Source organism: Actinomadura luzonensis (genome assembly GCF_022664455.2).
In the GTDB taxonomy this organism is placed as follows: domain Bacteria; phylum Actinomycetota; class Actinomycetes; order Streptosporangiales; family Streptosporangiaceae; genus Nonomuraea; species Nonomuraea luzonensis.
Window position 1 is genome coordinate 559612 of the sequence record NZ_JAKRKC020000003.1, and the last position, 18150, is coordinate 577761.

Genomic DNA, 18150 nt, shown 5'->3' on the forward strand with positions numbered 1-18150 from the left:
GGGGGGACTTGGGATGCCGGACTGCAGCGTTGTCGTCATCACGTATAACGACGCCGCCCGCCTGCCCAGGGCCGTGAGATCCGTGCTCGGCCAGTCGTTGCGCGACCTCGAAGTGATCATCGCCGACGACGCGAGCACGGACGGCACCCCCGAGGTGGCCGCCCGCCTGATGGCCGAGGACCGGCGGGTGCGCTACCTGCGCAGACCGGCCAACAGCGGCCACTGCGGCGCGCCGCGCAACGACGGGATCGACGCGGCGGCGGCCCCGTACGTCATGTTCCTCGACAGCGACGACGAGCTGCCGAGGCACGCCTGCAAGAGCCTGCTCGACGAGATCGAGCGCACCGGCGCGGAGTTCGTCTCGGGGCAGATCTCCCGCCTGTACGAGCCCAGCGGCCGGCTCCAGCCGTACTACCCGTCGCTGTTCGCCCGCCGCCGCGTGGTCACCGGCATCCGCGAGGACCCCGAGCTGTTCCTCGACTCCTTCAGCACCAACAAGCTCTACGACGTGGCCTGGCTGCGCGCGCGGGGCCTGCGCTTCCCCGAGGACCTGCACTACGAGGACCACGTCTTCGCCGCCGACCTGTACGGCCTGGCCGGCCGCTTCGCGATCGTCCCGTGGACGGTCTACCACTGGCACCGGGCGCGGGGCGGCACCTCGATCTCGCTCAGCGTCGACGACCTGGACAACGTCCGCCAGCGGGTCCTCGCCGCCCGGCTCAGCGACGAGCGGCTGCGCGCCCACGGGGCCGGCGACCTGGTGCCGCACCGGCAGCGCCGCTTCGTCCGGCAGGACCTGCGGGTCTACCTCAACCCGTTGCCCGCCCGCGACCTGGTGTGGGTCAAGGAGTTCGCCTCGATCGTGCGTCCCTACCTGGAGGAGGTCGCGCCCGAGGTGCTGGCGGCGGCCGCGCCGATGGAGCGGGTGTGCTGCCGGCTCATCCTGGACGACCGCGTCGAGGACCTGCGCGTCGCGGCCGGCTCGCTGACCGGGGCGCGGGCCGCCCCCCGGGCGGCGGTGCGCCAGGACGGGCGCACGTACTGGGGCACGACGGTCTCCCCCGGCCTGGACATCACCGCGCTGCGCCTCGCCGAGCTGCCCTTCGCCGCCGCCCGGCTGCGGCACGAGGCCACCGAGCTGGCCCGCGACGGCGACCGGGTGCGGATGACGGTGCGGACCTACGACCCGTTCGGCGTGCTGCCCGCGGGCTGGACGGCGTTCCTGCAGCTCGGCAAGGAACGGGTGCCGATCAGCCCGCAGCCGTCCGGCGGGGGCGGCTACGTCACCGAGGTCGCCTTCACCCCCTCGGGCCGGTGCGAGCCCAGGATCGGCTTCACCCGCACCGCCGACGGCCACACCACCACCGACCGCGTCCTGGTGGACCCGCACCTGCCGCCGATCGAGCTGCCCGGCGGCCGGGTGCAGGCCGAGGGGTACGCGGCGTACCTGTGCGTGCGCGCGGTCCCGGCCGCGCGCTCGCGGTGGCGGCGGCTGCGGCGCCGGCTGTGGAAGCGGGTCAGCACGCCGCGGGCCAAGCTGCGGGCGTACAAGCTGCTCATCAAGGTGGTGCGGCCGCGTCCCGACCTCGCCCTGTTCGAGTCCGACGTCGGCAAGGGCTGCTGCGGCAGCCCGCGCGCCCTGTACGAGGAGCTGCGCCGCCGCGAGCTGCCGATCGAGGTGGTCTGGTCGCTGGCCAAGGGCCGCAAGGGCGCCCCGCGCGGGGCCCGCCGGGTGCGGCGCGGAAGCTGGCGGCACGTCTGGACGATGGCCCGCGCCGGCGTCTGGGTGGACAGCCACGGCTTCCCCCTCGACTACCCGAAGCCGCGCGGCACCCGCTACCTGCAGACCTGGCACGGCCAGGGCATCAAGTCGATCGGCTTCGACGCGCCCGACCTGCGCTCCGACTTCGACGCGCCGCGCGCCGAGTGGCGGGCCGCGGTGGCCCGGTGGGACGCGCTGGTGTCGCCGAGCGCCGAGTTCTCGCGCATCTTCGTGCCGTCCAACGGCTACACCGGCAAGGTCTACCGGCACGGCACGCCCCGCTGCGACGCCCTGGTGCGCGGCGAGCCCAGCGGCGACGTGCGCGGGCGGCTGGACATCCCGCCGGACCGGCGCATCCTGCTCTACGCCCCCACCTACCGCGACCGGGCCATGGGCAGCGGGCAGTCGGTGCGCGCCGACCTGGAGCTGCTGGCGGAGGAGCTGGCCGGCGAGTGGGTGCTGGTGCTGCGCACCCACCCGGTGGAACGGTACGAGCCGCCCGAGCACCTGCGGCACTTCGTCCGCGCGGCAGGGTCGTACCCCGACGTCAACGACCTGATGCTGGCCTCCGACGCGCTGCTCACGGACTACTCGTCGGTGATGTGCGACTACGCGATCACCGGCAAGCCGATGGTGTTCTACATCGACGACTGGGACGACTACCGGCTCTCCGAGCGCGGCGTCTACCACGACCTGCCCGCCATCGCCCCCGGCCCGTGCGTCACGACGACGGAGGAGCTGGTGGACGTGCTCAGGCGGCTGGAGGAGACGCACGCGGCCCACGCCGCCCGCTACGCGGCCTTCCGCGAGCTGTGGTGCGCCGACGAGCGCGGCGAGGCGGCGGCGCGGATCGTGGACGACTTCTTCGGGGTGGCGCCGTGACGGTCGTCTTCGCCTGCGTGGACGCCGACACGCTCGGCGGCGTCCAGCAGGTCACCCACACCCTGGCCCAGGGCCTCGCCGAGCGCGGCCACGAGGTGCACGTCGTCGGCCTGCGCCGGGCCCGCTCCCCGTTCCGCTACGTGGACCGCCCCCGCTACCACCACCACGTGATCAGCCGCGGCGAGCCCGCGAACCGCCTGGCCCGCGCCCGCGCCGACCGGCGGCTGCGCCGGCTGCTCGGCGAGCTCGGCCCCGGCTACGCGGTCATGACCTCGCCGTCGGCGGTGATCCGGGTGCGGGGGCTGCTGCCCGCCCGGCTGCGGCCGATCGGGCAGTACCACGGCTCCTACGACCACGCCCGCGGCTGCTGGCACCTCGCCTCGATCAGGAAGCACTATCCCGAGCTGGACCAGGCGGTCTTCCTCAGCGAGGACGACGCCTGGCGCTTCGCCGAGCACGCCCTCCTGCCGAACGCCCGCGCGCTGCCGAACCCGCTGGCCCGGTGGCCGGAGACGATGTCCGCGCTGGACGCGCCCCGGGTGCTGGGGGTGGGCCGGCTGGAGGGGGTCAAGCGGTTCGACCGGCTGATCAGCGCGTTCGCCCGCTCGGGCGCGCCGGAGCCGTGGGAGCTGCACCTGATCGGCGACGGGGCGGAGCGGGAGCGGCTGCGCGCGCACGCCGAGCGGGAGGGGGTGGCCGGCCGGGTGGTCCTCCGCGGCCCGGTCCCGGCCGCGGAGCTGCCCGCCGAGTACCTGGGGGCGTCGGTGCTGGGGCTGACCAGTGAGCATGAGGGGCTGCCCGTCGTGCTGCTGGAGTCGGCGGCCCACGGGGTGCCGTCGGTGGCGTTCGACGTCTCGGGGGGCGTGCGCGCGGCGGGGCAGGTGCTGGTGCCGCCCGGCGACGTGGACGCCTTCGCCGCCGAGCTGCGCCGCCTGGTGGACGCGGTGGAGGAACGGCGCCGGCTGGGGGCCGACGCCCGCGCACGGGCCGAGGCCTTCCGCCTCGACCACGTGCTGGACGGCTGGGAGCGGCTGTTCGCCCACGTGTCCCGGTGAGCCGGACGGGACGGGCTGCTCAGACGGCGGGCTCGGCGACCTCGGCGCGCTGGCGCGGGACGCCGGCCAGCGAGCGCTGGCGGCTGGTGAGCAGGGCGCCCACCGGGCTGGGCTCGCGCAGCCGGTTGAAGCGGTCGCGCATGTGCTTGCGCATGCGGCTGGCCTTGCGCTTCTGCATGGTCTTCTGGGCGGCCACGACGTGCTCCTTGGCCGGCTTGGGGGCGCCGGTCAGCTCGTAGCCCATGGACTCCAGGCGGTCGCCGAGCATGTGCTCGCACAGGGCGATCTCCCAGTCGTCCAGGCGGCCGGCCCAGCTCCCGACGCGGCTGCGGATGACCTCGCCGTGCGTGTTGCTGTGCCAGACCTTGTGCTGCGGCACGGCGACGCTGGCCGCCTCGCGCGGGGAGATCATGGAGGGGGAGAAGTCCTCTTCCAGGAAGTGGCAGAGCTTCTTCAGCTCGGTCGCCGGGTCGTCGGTGAGGTCCTCGTAGCGCAGCTCGAAGTAGGTGTCGGCGGGCAGGGTGCGCTTGAGCCTGGAGCCGGCGTCGATGGCCTCGGCCCAGGTGGAGACGGCGTGGAAGGAGTCCAGCGTGTACCAGGGCATCTCCTTCAGCGAGGCCACGCAGTCGCGGCCGTCCCTGATGAGGTGGATGAACTGGGCGTCGGGGAAGAGCCGCAGCAGCAGGTCGACCTGCTTGACGTAGCTCGGCCGCTTGTCGCCCCAGCGGGCCTTGTCGAAGCGGTCGGCGTACATGCGGAAGGCCGTGCCGATCACCGAGCCGAGCGAGCCGGGGCCCTCGACGGCCTGCTGGACGAACGCGTCCTTGTCGATCTTCAGCTCGCGGAACTTGGTGCTGCGGTCGGTCGCGATCCACTGCGCGAGGGCCTTGCGGCGCGACTCGATGCGCAGGTCGCCCCAGGTGCGGCGGCGGTAATAAGCGGGAACGAGGAAGCGCGTCTCCGGCGGCACCGCCATGCGCGGGTGCGAGTGCAGCATGAGCTGGAGCATCGTGGTGCCGGAGCGCGGGCATCCGATAACGAAGACTGGCCTGTCGGACATTTCGTACTAACCCCCGAAAACTTAGACGAGAACGTGCTCTCGGCTCTCCCGAGAGGAGGCGACGGCGTGCCTGCGCGTGAAGCGCCACATCCGGTAGACAAGAAAGACCTCGTTGGCCAGCAGCAGCGCCCCCGCGGCCGTGGCGAGCGGGATCAGCGCCCATGCCCCCGCGAGGGGCGCGATCACGAACACCGCCGCATGGAACTCGATGCCGCTGATCAGATGCGAGCGGACCCGGTGCCGGGCCAGGAACCTGTTGAGACGGCGGAAGAAGCCGGGCGCGCGCGGCACCCGCTCCAGCGGCTGGGTGTCCTCCTCCAGCTCGGGCGGGCCGCACGGCTCCAGAGCCGGCCCCAGCGGCCCGTCGTCCGGGGCCGCGGCGGGCCCGGCCGCCCCCTGGCGCTCCTCCCGCACCGCCTCGCGCACCCGCTTCATCTGCGGCGCGTTGACGTACCTGAACAGGTCCAGCACCGCCACCGCCGCGCCCAGGACCACGTAGGCGACCTCGCCGGTCAGCGCGTACTGGCCGTAGGCCAGCCCTCCGGCGCACAGGACGACCCGGATCCGGTCCCCCACGTAGTCGAGCCAGAGGCCGAAGGGCGTCCCCGTGCCCTTGAGCCGGGCGACTTTGCCGTCCACGCAGTCGATCATGAAGCTGAGGTAGAAGACCACCGCGCCCGCCACGAGCTGGTTCATCGCGAGACAGGCGGCCGAGACCGCGCCGAGGACCAGCGAGAGCACGGTGAGCGCGTTGGGCGTGATCCGGGTGCGGTTGGCGACGGGCAGGGCGACCCGGCAGGCGACCGGGTCCACGAAATAAACGGTCCACCAGGAGTCTCTCCGCTTGCGTGTCTCGTGGACGTCATCCAGCGAATAGGTCCTCATGCAAACCAGCATGAACACGGGCCGCGCCATCGTGATTACTGTCTGGAACTACTGGGGGATGTCCATGCCGGTTCTTGACCAAGGCGGCACCGTGAAACGCCACGTGCCGCCGGCCTCGCCGTCCCTGAACCAGCCCTTGAGCACCAGGCCGCGGGTCTCCGTACGGGCCTGCAGCCGCCACACCGGCCCGCCGCCCGCCAGCCGGGCCGGGTCGATGACGGCCGAGACGCCGTGGCGGCCGGAGCGGCGCACCTCCAGCGGCACCTTGCGGCGGCCGTCGCTCAGCCACAGGTCCACCCGGCCGACGCGGCGGTCCACGCGGTGGATGGCGACCTGGCCGCGCAGGCGGTACTCCGTGCCCGCCCACTCGCCCGCGTCCACCCGGGCGACCAGCTTGAGCTCCTCGCGGGCGTCGAAGACCTCGTCGGGGACGCGCAGCCGGCGGTCGCGGAAGAACGGGTAGTCGCCGTACCAGCCGGGGTTGCGCCAGCCGCGCGGCACCACGCGGGTGCCGGTCGCGGCGCGGGAGCGGCGGAAGTCGCGCACCTCCCGCAGCTCCGCGACCAGCCCGCGGGCCATCAGGTGCAGCTCCAGGCGGCGCAGCGACGGCGCGCCGGCCAGCGCCCGCGGCCCCAGCTCGGCCAGCCAGGCGCGGGCCAGGTCGAGCAGCGGCTCCGGCTCCTCGCTCGCCTCCAAAGCCTGGAACAGGAAGAGGACGTCCTTCTCCAGCACCAGCGCGTCGAAGCCGTCCAGCAGCTCAGGGGCCCGCTCGTCGAGGAAGGCGCGCACGGCGCGGATGGCCGTCAGCCGCTCGTTGAGGTTGGGCAGCTCGTTGCGGCGCTGGGTGATCGAGTTCTCGCCCTCCTCGCGCCGCCGCCAGTGGTAGACCACCTCGCCCAGCATGTCGACGCTGGTGGCGAGGACGTGCGCCTGCATGGCGACCGGCACGTCCTCGTAGATGCCGGCCGGGAACTGCAGCCCGGCGCGCTCCCAGAAGTCGCGCCGGTAGACCTTGTTCCACACCGTGCGGTCGCGCACCAGCACCGGCTTGTCGGTGATGTGCGTGCACAGCTCCGGCCGCCGGAACACCTTCTCGTGCAGCGTCGACTCCTCCAGCACGCCGTCCACGAGCCGGCCCACGGCGCCGCAGGCGAGGTCGGAGCCGGTCTCGGCCAGCTTGGCGACCAGCCGCTCGTACGCCTCGGGCGGCACCACGTCGTCGGCGTCGGCGAAGGCCAGGTACGTCCCCCTGGCCCGCCGGACGCCGGCGTTGCGGGCCGGGCCCGGCCCCTGGTTGCGCTGCCCGACCAGGACGAAGCGCGGGTCGGCGGCCGCGAAGTCCGCCGCGACCCGCCTGCTGCCGTCGGCGGAGCCGTCGTCGACCAGCACGATCTCCAGGTCGTCCAAAGTCTGGACGGCGAGCGACTTCAGGCACTCGGCGAGGTAGGGCTCCACGTTGTGGAACGGGACGATGACGCTGAGCAGGGGGATCATGCCGATACGGCTCCTTGGCTCGACGACCGGAAATGCGATCGAGGGCAGCATGCCGCGCGGTGCCCGCCGGAGGGCCGGGCCTGAAGAGCTCTTTACCGCCCGGCCACATCCGCTACGTTGTGCGTCAGGACGCACACGAATCGTAGGGGGCGCAATGCTTCGCGACGTCCACGACGACGACCTCCCCGCCATGCGGCGCTGGCGCAACCACCCCAAGGTGCGCGCCGCCAGCTTCACCACGCACGAGATCGGCGCCGCCGAGCACGCCCGCTGGTGGGCGGCGGTCCGCGCCGACGCCACCCGCCGCGTGCTGGTCTACGACCACGACGGCAGGCCGGCCGGCGTGGTCGCCTACTCCGACCTGTCGGCCGCGAGCGCCACCTGGGGCTTCTACCTCGACCTCGACGGCCTGGAGCGGTCGGGGGCGCTGCTGCGGGCCTGGGCCGGGCTGGAGCGGGCGGCCATCGGGCACGCCTTCGGCCCGCTCGGCCTGAGCGTCCTGCGGGGCGAGGTGCTGGCCGACAACGAGCCGGTCAGGACGCTGCACCGGCGCTTCGGCTTCGCCGAGGTCGCCGCCTACCGCCGCGACGTGGACGGCGTGCCGCGCGACGTCGTGGCCATCGAGCTGAGGAGGCAACAGTCATGATCTCCATCGCGGGGCGGGCCATCGGGCCCGGCCATCCGCCGTACGTCGTGGCGGAGCTGTCCGGCAACCACAACGGCAGCCTGGAGCGGGCTCTCGCCATCGTGGACGCGGTGGCCGAGGCCGGGGCGCACGCGCTGAAGCTGCAGACGTACACGCCCGACACGCTCACCGTCGACGCCGACGGGCCGGCGTTCCGGCTGGGCGGCGAGCACGCGCTGTGGGGCGGCGAACGCCTCTACCAGCTCTTCCAGCGGGCCCACACGCCGTGGGAGTGGCACGGGCCGCTGTTCGCGCGGGCGCGGGAGCGGGGGCTCGCCGCCTTCTCCTCGCCGTTCGACCCGACGGCGGTCGAGTTCCTGGAGAAGCTGGACGTGCCCGCGTACAAGATCGCCTCGTCGGAGCTGGTGGACCTGCCGCTGATCCGGCTCGCGGCGGCCACCGGCAAGCCGCTGATCATCTCCACCGGCATGGCGACGACCGGCGAGATCGAGGCCGCCGTGACCGCCGCCAGGGAGGGCGGCTGCACGCAGCTCGTGGTGCTGGCCTGCACGGCGTCCTATCCGGCCGCGCCCGCGGAGAGCAACCTGCGGGCGCTGCCGCTGCTGGCCGCGCTCACCGGCGAGGTCGTCGGCGTCTCCGACCACACGCCGGGCATCGGGGTGCCGCTCGCGGCGGTGGCGCTGGGGGCCTGCCTGATCGAGAAGCACGTCACCGCCGCGCGGGCCGACGGCGGGGTCGACTCGGCGTTCTCGCTGGAGCCCGCCGAGCTGGCGGCGCTCGTGACCGAGAGCGGGCGGGCCTGGGAGGCGCTGGGCGAGCCGGTGCTCGGGCCGCGGCCGTCCGAGCGCGAGGGGCTGCGTTTCCGCCGCTCGCTCCACGTCGTGCGCGACGTGCGGGCCGGCGAGGAGGTGGGGCCGGGCAACGTGCGCTCGATCCGGCCCGCCGGCGGGCTGCCGCCGGACGCGGTGCGCGAGGTGACGGGGCGGCGCTTCGTCCGCGACGTGCCGATGGGCACGCCGCTGACGTGGGACCTCATCTAGGGAGCAGCGCGAGGAGCGCGTCGGCGACGCGCTCCCTGCCCCTGCCGTCCACCAGGCCGCCGGCCCGGCGGCCGTGCTCCTCGCGGGCGGCCGGGTCGGACAGCAGCCGGGCCAGGACGGCGACCGCCTCCGGGCCGGGCTCGCCGCCGAGGCCCGCGGCCACGCCCCTGCCGACCAGCTCGTCGTAGCCGAGGAGCTGGTTGTCGGCCACCCAGGTCAGCGCCATGGGCACGCCGAGGTGCAGCAGCTCCCAGATCGCCGACCCGGCGGCGGTGACGACGAGGTCGGCCGCGGCCATGAGCTCCGGCAGCCGGTCGGTGGGCGGGACGACCTCGATCGGCCCGCCGGCCTCGAACGGTACGGGGCTGACCACGGTGGCGGTGAACGGCACCCCGGTCGCGCGCAGGGCCGCCGCCCAGGCGGGGACCACCCCGGCGGCGTCCGTGCCGCCGAAGAAGCACAGCACGCGCGGGACGCCCCCGCCGCCGCGCACCCTCGCGCGGCCCCGCACGCTGTCGCGCAGCAGCACGTACCGGGCGCCGGCCAGCACCGGGCCGGCCGGGAAGTGGCGGCGTTCCGCGCCGAGGTTCTGGTCGAGGTAGAGGTCGGCGTCCTGGCCGAGGGGGTCGCCGTCGACGATGGCGAGCACCGGCAGCCCGGCGCGGCGCAGCTCGGCGCCGGTGCCCGGCGGCAGGTGGTAGGAGTCGAGGACCACGGCGTCCAGCGCGAGCGTGCGGGCGAGGGCGGCCAGGGCGTCGGGGCGTTCGGGGGCGGGGGTCAGCGGGAGGTCGCGGTCGCGGAGCTGGGACAGGGCCCAGGGCGAGTCGCGCACCGACCCGAGGAAGACGGCGGCGGCCCCGCGCGAGCGCAGCTCCTCGGCCAGCGCGACGCAGCGGACGAGGTGCCCGACCCCGCTGCCGGCACCGGCGTCGCAGCGGAAGCCGATCCGCGGGCCCGCGCTCACGCGTCCTGGAGCGCCTTCTGCCGGACGTGGGCGTTGAGCCCGCACACCTCGGGGCGGGCGCGCAGCCAGCTCACCAGCGTGCGCACCGGCACGCAGCCGTCGCCCAGCTCGCCCACCACGCGCGAGATGAGCGCCCAGTCGTCCTCGGTGTCGAGCGTCACCCGCAGGTCGGCGGCGACCGGGTGGTAGGCGAGCCCGAGCAGCCGCGACTCGTCGGCGGCCTCGCTGTAGATGTGGGAGGTGACGTGGGTGCGGTGGTAGGCGACGGCCTCGCGGTCGCAGCGCTCCAGCGCGGCCCTGCCGATGATCTCGACGTCGAGGCCGCGCGGCAGCGTGCGGGCCAGGCTGGTGCTGAGGTAGTCGAGCCCGGGGACGGCCTGGAACACCAGCGCCGCCTCCTTGATCACGGTCGGGTCGAGCAGCGGGCAGTCGGCGGTGAAGCGCATCACGGCCTCCCCCGGCCGCCCGTCCATCGCCTGGGTGAACCGGGTGAGCACGTCGTCCACCGGCCCTCGGTGACAGGCGACGCCGAGCCGGGCGCACTCCTCGGCCACCACGTCGTCGTCCGGCAGCGTGGTGGTGGCCACGAGCAGGTCGTGGAGCGCTTCCGACTCCCGGGCGGCGCGCACCACCCACCCCAGCACCGACCGGCCGCCCTCGCCCAGCGGGCGCAGCACCTTGCCGGGAAGTCGGGTGGATCCCATCCTGGCCTGAATGATTCCGACAATACGCACGAAAGCCCCATTCCCCCGTGTGACAGTGCGTCATAGGCCGATCGCGTTATGCTACCGCCCGGCACACGATTTCAGGGGGCGACGTGAGCATTCTCCATGGATCGTCGATGTTGATCACCGGGGGAACGGGGTCTTTCGGGAAGGCCTTCATCCGCCACGCACTCGACACGCTCGGGGTGCGGCGCCTGGTGGTCTTCTCCCGCGACGAGCTCAAGCAGTACGAGGTGCGGCAGCTCTTCGGCGACGACGAGCGGCTGCGCTGGTTCATCGGCGACGTCCGCGACCGCGAGCGGCTGACCAGGGCCATGCACGGCATCGACCACGTCGTGCACGCCGCCGCGCTCAAACAGGTCGACACCGCCGAGTACAACCCGTTCGAGTACGTCCGCACCAACATCGCCGGATCGCAGAACGTGGTGGAGGCCGCCATCGACTGCGGCGTCCGCAAGGTGGTGGCGCTGTCCACCGACAAGGCGTCCAGCCCGATCAATCTCTACGGGGCCACGAAGCTCGTGGCCGACAAGCTCTTCGTCTCGGCCAACCACTACGCCGCCGCGCACGAGACCCGCTTCTCCGTGGTCCGCTACGGCAACGTCGTGGGCAGCCGGGGCTCGGTGGTGCCGCTGTTCCTGCGCCTGGCCGAGCAGGGCGAGAGCCTGCCGATCACCGACAAGCGCATGACCCGGTTCTGGATCACCCTCGATCAGGCCGTGCGCTTCGTCGTCGACTCCTTCGAGCTGATGCGGGGCGGCGAGCTGTACGTGCCGCGCATCCCCAGCATGCGCATCACCGACCTCGCCGAGGCGCTCGCGCCGCAGAGCCCGATCTACGAGATCGGCGTCCGGCCCGGCGAGAAGCTGCACGAGGAGATGATCGGCCCCGACGACGGCCGCCGCACGCTGCGGCTCGCCGACCGGTACGTGGTCCAGCCCACGATCGCGACCTGGGGCTACGCCCCGCCGCAGAGCGGCGAGCTGCTGCCCGAGGGCTTCGCCTACCGCTCCGACACCAACGACCAGTGGTTGTCGGTCGACGACCTGCGCGACATGGTGGCCGGCTGATGCTCCCCTACGGGCGGCAGTCGATCGACGACTCCGACGTCGAGGCGGTGACCGCCGTCCTGCGCGGCGACTGGCTGACCACCGGGCCGGCGGTCGCCGCGTTCGAGGCCGAGCTGGCCCGCTGGACCGGCGGCGTGCCGTGCGTGTCGGTCACCTCCGGCACGGCCGCGCTGCACGTCGCCTACGCGGCGGCGGGCGTGCGGCCGGGCGACGAGGTGGTCACCACGCCGCTCACGTTCGTCGCGACGGCGGCCACGGCGGCGCTGCTCGGCGCGCGGGTGGTCTTCGCCGACGTGCAGCCCGACACCGGCAACCTCGACTCCGACGCGGCGGCCGCGCTGACCACCGGCCGCACCCGGGTGATCACCGCCGTCGACTACGCCGGCCATCCGGCCGACTACGACGAGCTGCGCGAGGTCGCCGCCCGGGCCGGGGCGCGGCTGGTGGCCGACGCGGCGCACTCCATCGGGGCGGCCTACAAGGACCGTCCCGTGGGGGCGCTGGCCGACCTCACCACGTTCTCGTTCTTCCCCACCAAGACCGTGACCACCGCCGAGGGCGGCGCGGTCGCCGTCGCCGACCCCGGGCTGCGCCTGCGGGCCGCCCGCTTCATGAACCACGGCCTGGTCCGCGACCCCGCCGGGCAGCGCGACCCTTCGGTGGGCGGCTGGCACCAGGAGGTGCACGCGTTCGGGCTCAACTACCGCCTGCCCGACGTGTTGTGCGCGCTCGGCCTCAGCCAGCTCCGGCGGCTCGCCCGCTTCCGCGCCCGGCGCGCCGAGCTGGTGGCCCGCTACGGGCGGCTGCTGCGCGGCGTGGCCGGGCTGGAGCTGCCGGCCGAGCGCGCGTACGTGTCGCCGAGCTGGCACCTCTACCCCGTGCGGGTGCGCGACGGGCGGCGGCGCGAGGTCTACGACCGCATGCGCGCGGCCGGCATCGGCGTGCAGGTCAACTACCTGCCCGCGTACTGGCATCCGGTGTTCGAGGACCTCGGCTACCGGCGCGGCATGTGCCCGCGGGCCGAGGCGTACTACGCCGAGGAGCTGTCGCTGCCGCTCTTCCCCGACCTCACCGACGCCGAGCAGGACCACGTCATCGAGACCCTGACCACGATCCTCGGCCAGCGTTAGCGTTCGGCGAGGAGCAGGCAGCCGTCCTCGCCGCGGTCCACCAGGAAGCGCCGGTCGGCGACGGTCGCGACCGGCCGCTGACCGGTGCGCACCAGCGGGCGCAGCGCCTTGCCCTGGTCGATGACGACCTCCCACCACGACTCGTGGCCGACGCACTCGTCGATGTCGGCGAGCGGGACACGGGCGTGGAAGTCCTGGCCGGCCAGCGCCACCGGGAAGTACATCTCCTCGCCGTCGCTCCTGCGGCGCAGCCGCAGCACCGGCTCGCCGTCGCCGACGTCGGCCATCTCCCCCGAGAACACCAGGTCGCCGCCGTCCATCCGGCACTCACCGATGATCACCTCGGCCATGCGCAGCCGCAGCCCCCAAGCCCCCTTCGCGTTGCGGACCGGCACCACCCACACCCCCGACGTGCGGCGCGGGGCCGGGATCGCCGGCGGCAGCCAGCGCGGCCCCGCCACCCTGCCCTCCAGCCGCAGGCCCGGCCCCCTGAGCCGGAGGCGCAGGTCCCACTGGCCGCGCCGGGCGAGCTGGGCCGGCGAGAGCGCGGCCGGGTCGAAGGCGAACGCGAACGGGAACACGTGCTGCGGCAGCCGCGCCCCGTCCTCCTCCTCGACGCTCTCCCAGCCGGGCGCGGCCTCCTCCTCGGACAGGTGCACGCGCTCGCCGGTGCGGCGCTCCTCCAGCCACACCCGTACGCGGACCCGGCGCAGCGCCCCCACGTCGAAACTGCCGACGCCCACCCGGCCCACGCCGGCCAGCACGCCGTCCCGCCAGTCGAGCTCCAGCAGCCGGGCGGACAGGCCCAGCTCGCCCGAGACGTCCGACAGCCCGCCCGGCAGCCACGCGTGCCGGCCCTGCCAGCGCCTCCGCAGCAGGCCCGCCGGGCGCAGCGGCGGGCGCAGCCGGCCGTCGCGGGCCTGGGCGTGCACGTCGGCCAGCTCGGCCAGGCGGCGCTTGCGCAGCAGATGGACCTGCAGCCGGTGCGCGAACGGCACGCTCAGCCACGCCTCGCGCGACACGCCGTCCAGGTAGCGCACGATCAGGTCGATCAGCGCGGGGTCGGCCGCGGCGCCCATGGCCGCCACGGCCTCGGCGGCGACCCCCATGTCGATGTCCATGGTGTCGCGGTCGAAGGCGGGCTTGAGCCGGGGCGCGTGGCGGGCCAGCAGGTCGGCGGTCTCCAGCACCGACAGCAGGCGGTCGCGCAGGTTGCCCGCCTCCAGGCTGCGCTGCGTGATCGAGGTGCCCGGCTCGTCGCGCTGCCGCCAGTGGTAGACGACCTTGGCCAGGACGTCCACCGAGCGGGCGCCGACGTGGGCGGCCATCGCGACCGGCTGGTCCTCGTACATGCGCTCGGGGAAACTCAGGCCCAGCCGGTCCCAGAACGAGCGGCGGTAGACCTTGTTCCACAACATGCGGTCGCGGATCAGCAGCGGGTGGCGGGTGATGTGGGTGCGCTTCCTCGGCCTGGCGAACGCCTCGCGGTGCGCCCACGACGGCACCAGCAGGTTGCGGCACAACCGCATGACATTGCCGCAGGCCAGATCGGAGCCGGTGTCCTCCAGGCTGGAGACCAGGCGCTGGAAGGCGTCGCGCGGCACGGTGTCGTCGCCGTCCACGAAGGCGAGGTAGCGGCCGGTGGCGCGGGCCAGGCCGACGTTGCGGGCCCGGCCGACGCCCTGGTTGTGCTGGGTGACGAGGTCGATGCGGGGGTCCTCGGCCTGCCTGGCCCGCACGACGTCCGGCCCCTGGTCGTCGCTGCCGTCGTCGACGCAGATCACCTGCAGGTCGTCCAGGGTCTGGGCGGTGATGGAGTCCAGGCAGGGGCCGATGTACTTCTCGACGTTGTGGAACGGGACGATCACCGAGAGAGCCGGCACGAGTACTCCTCTTCGTCGCTCTGCGTCATGCGTCATGTGGTGGTGTGGTGCGTCGTGTCGGTGGGCCGGGCGTCGTGGCGCTGGGAGGCGCGGCTGTGGCGTGGCTGTGGCGTGGCTGTGGCGTGGCGCGGGTCATCCGGACAGCAGGCGGAACACCTTGCGGGCCACCCGGCGCGGCCTGGCCAGCCGGCGCGAGAGCCGGTAGCCGAGCGTGCGCCGGTAGGCCGTCGCCTTGCGCTGGGTCCTGCGCAGCTTGGCCTTCGCCCGGACCAGCTCCCGTTCCCGGTAGGACAGCTTCGTCTCCAGCCGCGCGATCCTGGCCAGGGCCGCGGTGAGCTGATCGGCCAGCCGGTCGCGGGCGCTCAGCAGGTCCCGGTACGTGGGCGCGTGCTCGGCCTGCTCGACCGGGTGGCCCAGCTCGGCGTCCAGCTTGCGGGCCCGGTCGAGGTCGCCGGGGTCGCAGGGCCGGCCCGCCATGCCGCACAGCGTCAGCGTGAGCTGGTCGGCCTCCAGCGGCCACGGCCACGGGTGGTGGTGCCCGGCCGCCTGCAGCCGCACCGCGAACCGCCACAGGATCCGGCACAGGACGATCCGCGGCTCGGGCGGGGTGGACGGGCCCTTGAGGTCGCCTATGGGGGTGAAACGGGTGCCGTCGTAGACCAGGCTGTCGGTCGCCGCACCCGCCGCGTCCGCCGTGCCGCCGTCCTCCAGCCAGCCGGCCAGAGCGGAGAGCAGCTCGCGGACGGTCCTGGTGTCCTCGCGGGCGCACGCCTCGACCAGCATCTCCTCCAGGACCCGGCCCGCGGGGATGGGGCGCTCGTCGCCGTCGGGGAGCTGTTTGAGCCCGGCCCTGGTCAGCTCGTACAGGAGCTCGCCCTCCTGCACGAGCCCGAGCGGCAGCCCCCCTCCCGCCACCGTCTCCGCCGGAAGCGCCGCGCTCGAGGCCTCGTCCGCGGCGGTCCCGGTCGCCGCCGCCGTGAGCAGCGGGGACCGGGTGGCGACGGCGAGCCACATCGGCGCCAGTTCCTCCCCCAGCCGGTGCCGGAAGACGAGGCGGGTCAGCCGCAGCGGATCGGCGACCAGCATGCGGTCCCCGTTCCTGGCGCTCAGCGGGAACGCCAGCGCGTCCGGCAGGTCGAAGGCCAGCGCCTCACGGGCGAGCAGCGCCCTGGGCGCCTGCCGTCCCGGATAGGCCGCGTAGCAGCGTTGCACGGTCAGCCCCGCGGACTCCAGGCCGGCGTCGAGCGCGCCCGGCCCGCTGGGGTAGCTGGGGTCGAAGCCGTGCGGAGCCCACTGATCGTCGCCGCCGTCGCGGTCGGCGGGCCGCGCCTCCAGGAACCGGTCGACGCCCAGGTCGTTGCGCACGCCGAGGACCAGCCGCCCGCCCGGCGCGACCAGCGCGGCCAGGGCGTCGAGCGACTCGATCCAGGCCGCGGCCGGCGCCTCGGCGGAGTGCGTCCGCAGCAGCCCGTCGAGGGCCAGCACCAGATCGTACGGCTCCTCCGCCCGGAACGCCTCCAGCCTCCCGCAGAAGACGGCCAGCCCCGGGTGACGTTCACCCAGAGCGCAGGCGTCGGGGTAGGACCGCACCAACACCCCCACGTCCGGCCCCCCGCCCACCCCCTGGTCACCCGACGCACCCTCGCCGTCCGGCGCACCCGTGCCCTCTCCGACAGGAAGAGGGCGGGCAGCGACAGCGCCCGGCCCGACGGCGTCCTCAGGCAGCACCTCCGCCGTCGACACATCGCCGTCCTCAGACAGCACCTCCACCGTCGACACATCGCCGTCCTCAGACGGCACCTCCACCGTCGACACATCGCCGTCCTCAGGCAGTGCCTTCGCTGGAGACGCGACGACGTCCTCCGGCAGTGCCTTCGCCAGCGCGCCCGTCAATCCGGCGAGAGCCGCCACCTCGTCCACCACCGCCTGCGGATGCGGGCCGACCAGCAGCACCTTGCCGTTCGCGGGAAGGATCCGCCTGATCAGCTCAAGTGCCGCCCCCCGCCAGTCGGTGATGCCGCCCATGTCGGCCATGTCCGACCAGAGCAGCATTTCTCCACCGATCAACCGGACGTTCCCGGGTGCCTCGTTCACGCGTACCGCACCCGCTTCCATCCGAACATGCGCCGTAGCTCCTCCGGTGTCGCCTGATACTCGAATCCCAGCTCGCGCCGCGCCACCTCGACCGCCAGCTCGGGATCGACGCGCTCGCCGTGCAGCTCGGGCCAGAGCCGCATGCGGCGCGCCGTGCCGCCGTACTCGGGGCGTTCGTCCTCGTACTGCATGGGGTCCCCGTACACGGCGACCTCGCAGCCCACCGACGCGCCGTAGAACAGCGCGCTGCCGAGCCGGTTGGAGGCCACCCTGCGGTGGCGTCGCAGCTGGGTCAGCTGCTTGCGCAGGAAGTCGCGCCCTTTCCCCTCCCAGCGGGAACCGCGCTCGCCGTGACAGATGACCCGAAAACCCCGCGATTCATACGCTCGCCGAATGTCCGGGTTTGCGAATTCCAGCCAGTAAAGGCAAACCGTGACCGGCTCTGTCTCGACATTTCGGATTTCGTCCGCCAGCCGGGCATGATCGCCGCTGACGGAGCTCTTCTCCCAGCCGTGAAAGGGATACCAGATCGTACCCTCACGTTTCGGGGTGACGCCCAGTTCGGGCTCCAGATGAAGGAGGTAAATCCAGGGCGCGCCGATGAGGTAGTGTCCTCTGCGCCCCATCGACCAGCCTCGTCGGCGCAGCACGTCAGACCACACGAAACGGGGATAACCCGGGCTGCACCAGTGATCGTTCGGCGGGAACCCGTGCAGATAGTTCCACCCATGTTGCAGAAAGCCCTGGATGCGCTTCGGCGCCTCGTCCGGCATCTCACAGTATCTGCCGAGTATGCGCGAGTGCCCGTACCAGTGATTGGATTCGTCCATCATTCCCCCCGTAGCGGTTGGCGCGCCCCATCCGACATTCCCAGCCCCGAACGTGCCTCACTCGCCGTTATACGGTTCCATTACTCGGGGTGGGGTCTTGGTTTCTCCGGACCCGGAATTGCCGCTACACTCGGTCGTGGCCTGAGGACAGAGAGTTAGTGAGTGATCATGAGCCATCTCGACCGGTTGCGGGCCGTCTTCCGCAGAGCTCTCAACCTTCCCGCCGACGCATCCGTCGACGACCTCGAATACCGCGCCATCCAGCAGTGGGACTCACTGGCCCACATGGCGTTGGTCGCCGCGATGGAGGACGAGTTCTCCATCATGATCGACACCGACGAGATGATCGACATGAGCTCGTTCGCCAAGGCGGCCGAGCTCCTCGAGAAGCACGGCGTCGGCACCGCCGCCGTCTGACCGCGCCCTCGCACCCGGCTCCGCGCTCCCGCAGCAGCAGGAGCCCGGGCCACCGGGGGCGTCGGGGGCAGACGCCGGTGCCGGCACCAGCAGGAGGCGTCGGGGGACGCCACGAGCCACACCAGTCCACCTCCGGTCTGCCGGGGGTGCCATGAGACCGGGCCAGCCATCGTCCGAGCCATTGGGGGCGGCATGACAACGGACCAGGCAGCG

The 18150-nt window shown here is 73.5% G+C and carries 15 protein-coding genes; 7 read left to right on the forward strand and 8 right to left on the reverse strand.

Annotation, left to right across the window (positions count from 1 at the left end; all coding sequences use genetic code 11):
* Window positions 1-13 precede the first annotated feature (13 nt).
* A complete protein-coding gene (locus tag MF672_RS47640) occupies window positions 14-2644 on the forward strand; it encodes a bifunctional glycosyltransferase/CDP-glycerol:glycerophosphate glycerophosphotransferase (RefSeq protein WP_247815797.1) in 2631 nt (876 codons plus the stop codon).
* Window positions 2641-3699, forward strand: coding sequence for a glycosyltransferase (locus MF672_RS47645; protein WP_242371967.1), 1059 nt, complete (start codon window positions 2641-2643; stop codon window positions 3697-3699). The genes MF672_RS47640 and MF672_RS47645 overlap by 4 nt, the downstream gene beginning before the upstream one ends.
* Window positions 3700-3718: 19 nt before the next feature.
* Here the strand turns inward: MF672_RS47645 and MF672_RS47650 are convergent, their stop codons facing one another.
* From MF672_RS47650 to MF672_RS47660, 3 genes are read right to left on the reverse strand one after another with little or no spacing between them, the layout of a single operon-like run.
* Window positions 3719-4759: a sulfotransferase family protein gene (locus tag MF672_RS47650; protein ID WP_302893420.1), complete on the reverse strand. Its 1041-nt coding sequence runs from the start codon at window positions 4757-4759 to the stop codon at window positions 3719-3721.
* A gap of 21 nt (window positions 4760-4780) precedes the next feature.
* Entirely contained in the window at window positions 4781-5644 is an 864-nt protein-coding gene (locus tag MF672_RS47655) for a CDP-alcohol phosphatidyltransferase family protein (protein ID WP_242371969.1), read from the reverse strand.
* Window positions 5645-5692: 48 nt separating this feature from the next.
* Window positions 5693-7138, reverse strand: a complete 1446-nt coding sequence (locus tag MF672_RS47660; protein ID WP_242371970.1) for a glycosyltransferase family 2 protein — start codon at window positions 7136-7138, stop codon at window positions 5693-5695.
* Between the two features lie 154 nt (window positions 7139-7292).
* Here MF672_RS47660 and MF672_RS47665 point away from each other — a divergent pair, with 154 nt between their 5' ends.
* Complete coding sequence (locus tag MF672_RS47665; protein WP_242371971.1) at window positions 7293-7784, forward strand: GNAT family N-acetyltransferase; 492 nt, start codon at window positions 7293-7295, stop codon at window positions 7782-7784.
* The gene (gene pseI, locus MF672_RS47670) at window positions 7781-8824 is read left to right on the forward strand and encodes a pseudaminic acid synthase (protein ID WP_242371972.1); all 1044 of its coding nucleotides are present in this window, start codon (window positions 7781-7783) and stop codon (window positions 8822-8824) included. Before MF672_RS47665 ends, pseI begins: the two co-directional genes overlap by 4 nt.
* On the opposite strand, the gene MF672_RS47675 is transcribed toward pseI, so the two are convergent.
* Both MF672_RS47675 and MF672_RS47680 read right to left on the reverse strand, forming a co-directional pair.
* Window positions 8817-9788: a PseG/SpsG family protein gene (locus MF672_RS47675; RefSeq protein WP_242371974.1), complete on the reverse strand. Its 972-nt coding sequence runs from the start codon at window positions 9786-9788 to the stop codon at window positions 8817-8819. The genes pseI and MF672_RS47675 overlap by 8 nt on opposite strands.
* Window positions 9785-10522, reverse strand: coding sequence for a cytidylyltransferase domain-containing protein (locus MF672_RS47680; protein WP_302893421.1), 738 nt, complete (start codon window positions 10520-10522; stop codon window positions 9785-9787). The genes MF672_RS47675 and MF672_RS47680 overlap by 4 nt, the downstream gene beginning before the upstream one ends.
* Window positions 10523-10629: 107 nt before the next feature.
* Here MF672_RS47680 and pseB point away from each other — a divergent pair, with 107 nt between their 5' ends.
* A complete protein-coding gene (gene pseB / locus MF672_RS47685) occupies window positions 10630-11583 on the forward strand; it encodes a UDP-N-acetylglucosamine 4,6-dehydratase (inverting) (RefSeq protein WP_242371977.1) in 954 nt (317 codons plus the stop codon).
* Window positions 11583-12713 (forward strand): aminotransferase class I/II-fold pyridoxal phosphate-dependent enzyme, encoded by a 1131-nt coding sequence (locus tag MF672_RS47690; protein ID WP_242371978.1) that lies wholly within the window; start codon window positions 11583-11585, stop codon window positions 12711-12713. Before pseB ends, MF672_RS47690 begins: the two co-directional genes overlap by 1 nt.
* On the opposite strand, the gene MF672_RS47695 is transcribed toward MF672_RS47690, so the two are convergent.
* From MF672_RS47695 to MF672_RS47705, 3 genes are all read right to left on the reverse strand, one after another.
* The gene (locus tag MF672_RS47695; RefSeq protein ID WP_242371979.1) at window positions 12710-14596 is read right to left on the reverse strand and encodes a glycosyltransferase family 2 protein; all 1887 of its coding nucleotides are present in this window, start codon (window positions 14594-14596) and stop codon (window positions 12710-12712) included. The two genes, MF672_RS47690 and MF672_RS47695, sit on opposite strands and share 4 nt — an antisense overlap.
* Before the next feature lie 132 nt (window positions 14597-14728).
* Window positions 14729-16648, reverse strand: coding sequence for a class I SAM-dependent methyltransferase (locus MF672_RS47700; protein WP_242371980.1), 1920 nt, complete (start codon window positions 16646-16648; stop codon window positions 14729-14731).
* Between the two features lie 38 nt (window positions 16649-16686).
* On the reverse strand, window positions 16687-17463 hold the full coding sequence (locus MF672_RS47705; RefSeq protein ID WP_242371981.1) for a hypothetical protein: 777 nt from the start codon (window positions 17461-17463) through the stop codon (window positions 16687-16689).
* Between the two features lie 225 nt (window positions 17464-17688).
* Here MF672_RS47705 and MF672_RS47710 point away from each other — a divergent pair, with 225 nt between their 5' ends.
* Complete coding sequence (locus MF672_RS47710) at window positions 17689-17937, forward strand: acyl carrier protein (RefSeq protein ID WP_242371982.1); 249 nt, start codon at window positions 17689-17691, stop codon at window positions 17935-17937.
* The last annotated feature ends 213 nt before the right edge of the window (window positions 17938-18150 follow it).

Coding starts and splice junctions, on each gene's coding strand:
- MF672_RS47690 (WP_242371978.1), top strand. CDS start 11,583: ATGCTCCCCTACGGGCGGCAGTCGATCGACGACTCCGACGTCGAGGCG.
- MF672_RS47640 (WP_247815797.1), top strand. CDS start 14: ATGCCGGACTGCAGCGTTGTCGTCATCACGTATAACGACGCCGCCCGC.
- MF672_RS47655 (WP_242371969.1), bottom strand. CDS start 5,644: ATGAGGACCTATTCGCTGGATGACGTCCACGAGACACGCAAGCGGAGA.
- MF672_RS47710 (WP_242371982.1), top strand. CDS start 17,689: ATGAGCCATCTCGACCGGTTGCGGGCCGTCTTCCGCAGAGCTCTCAAC.
- MF672_RS47705 (WP_242371981.1), bottom strand. CDS start 17,463: ATGCCGGACGAGGCGCCGAAGCGCATCCAGGGCTTTCTGCAACATGGG.
- MF672_RS47650 (WP_302893420.1), bottom strand. CDS start 4,759: ATGTCCGACAGGCCAGTCTTCGTTATCGGATGCCCGCGCTCCGGCACC.
- MF672_RS47665 (WP_242371971.1), top strand. CDS start 7,293: ATGCTTCGCGACGTCCACGACGACGACCTCCCCGCCATGCGGCGCTGG.
- MF672_RS47660 (WP_242371970.1), bottom strand. CDS start 7,138: ATGATCCCCCTGCTCAGCGTCATCGTCCCGTTCCACAACGTGGAGCCC.
- pseI (WP_242371972.1), top strand. CDS start 7,781: ATGATCTCCATCGCGGGGCGGGCCATCGGGCCCGGCCATCCGCCGTAC.
- pseB (WP_242371977.1), top strand. CDS start 10,630: ATGTTGATCACCGGGGGAACGGGGTCTTTCGGGAAGGCCTTCATCCGC.
- MF672_RS47700 (WP_242371980.1), bottom strand. CDS start 16,648: ATGCTGCTCTGGTCGGACATGGCCGACATGGGCGGCATCACCGACTGG.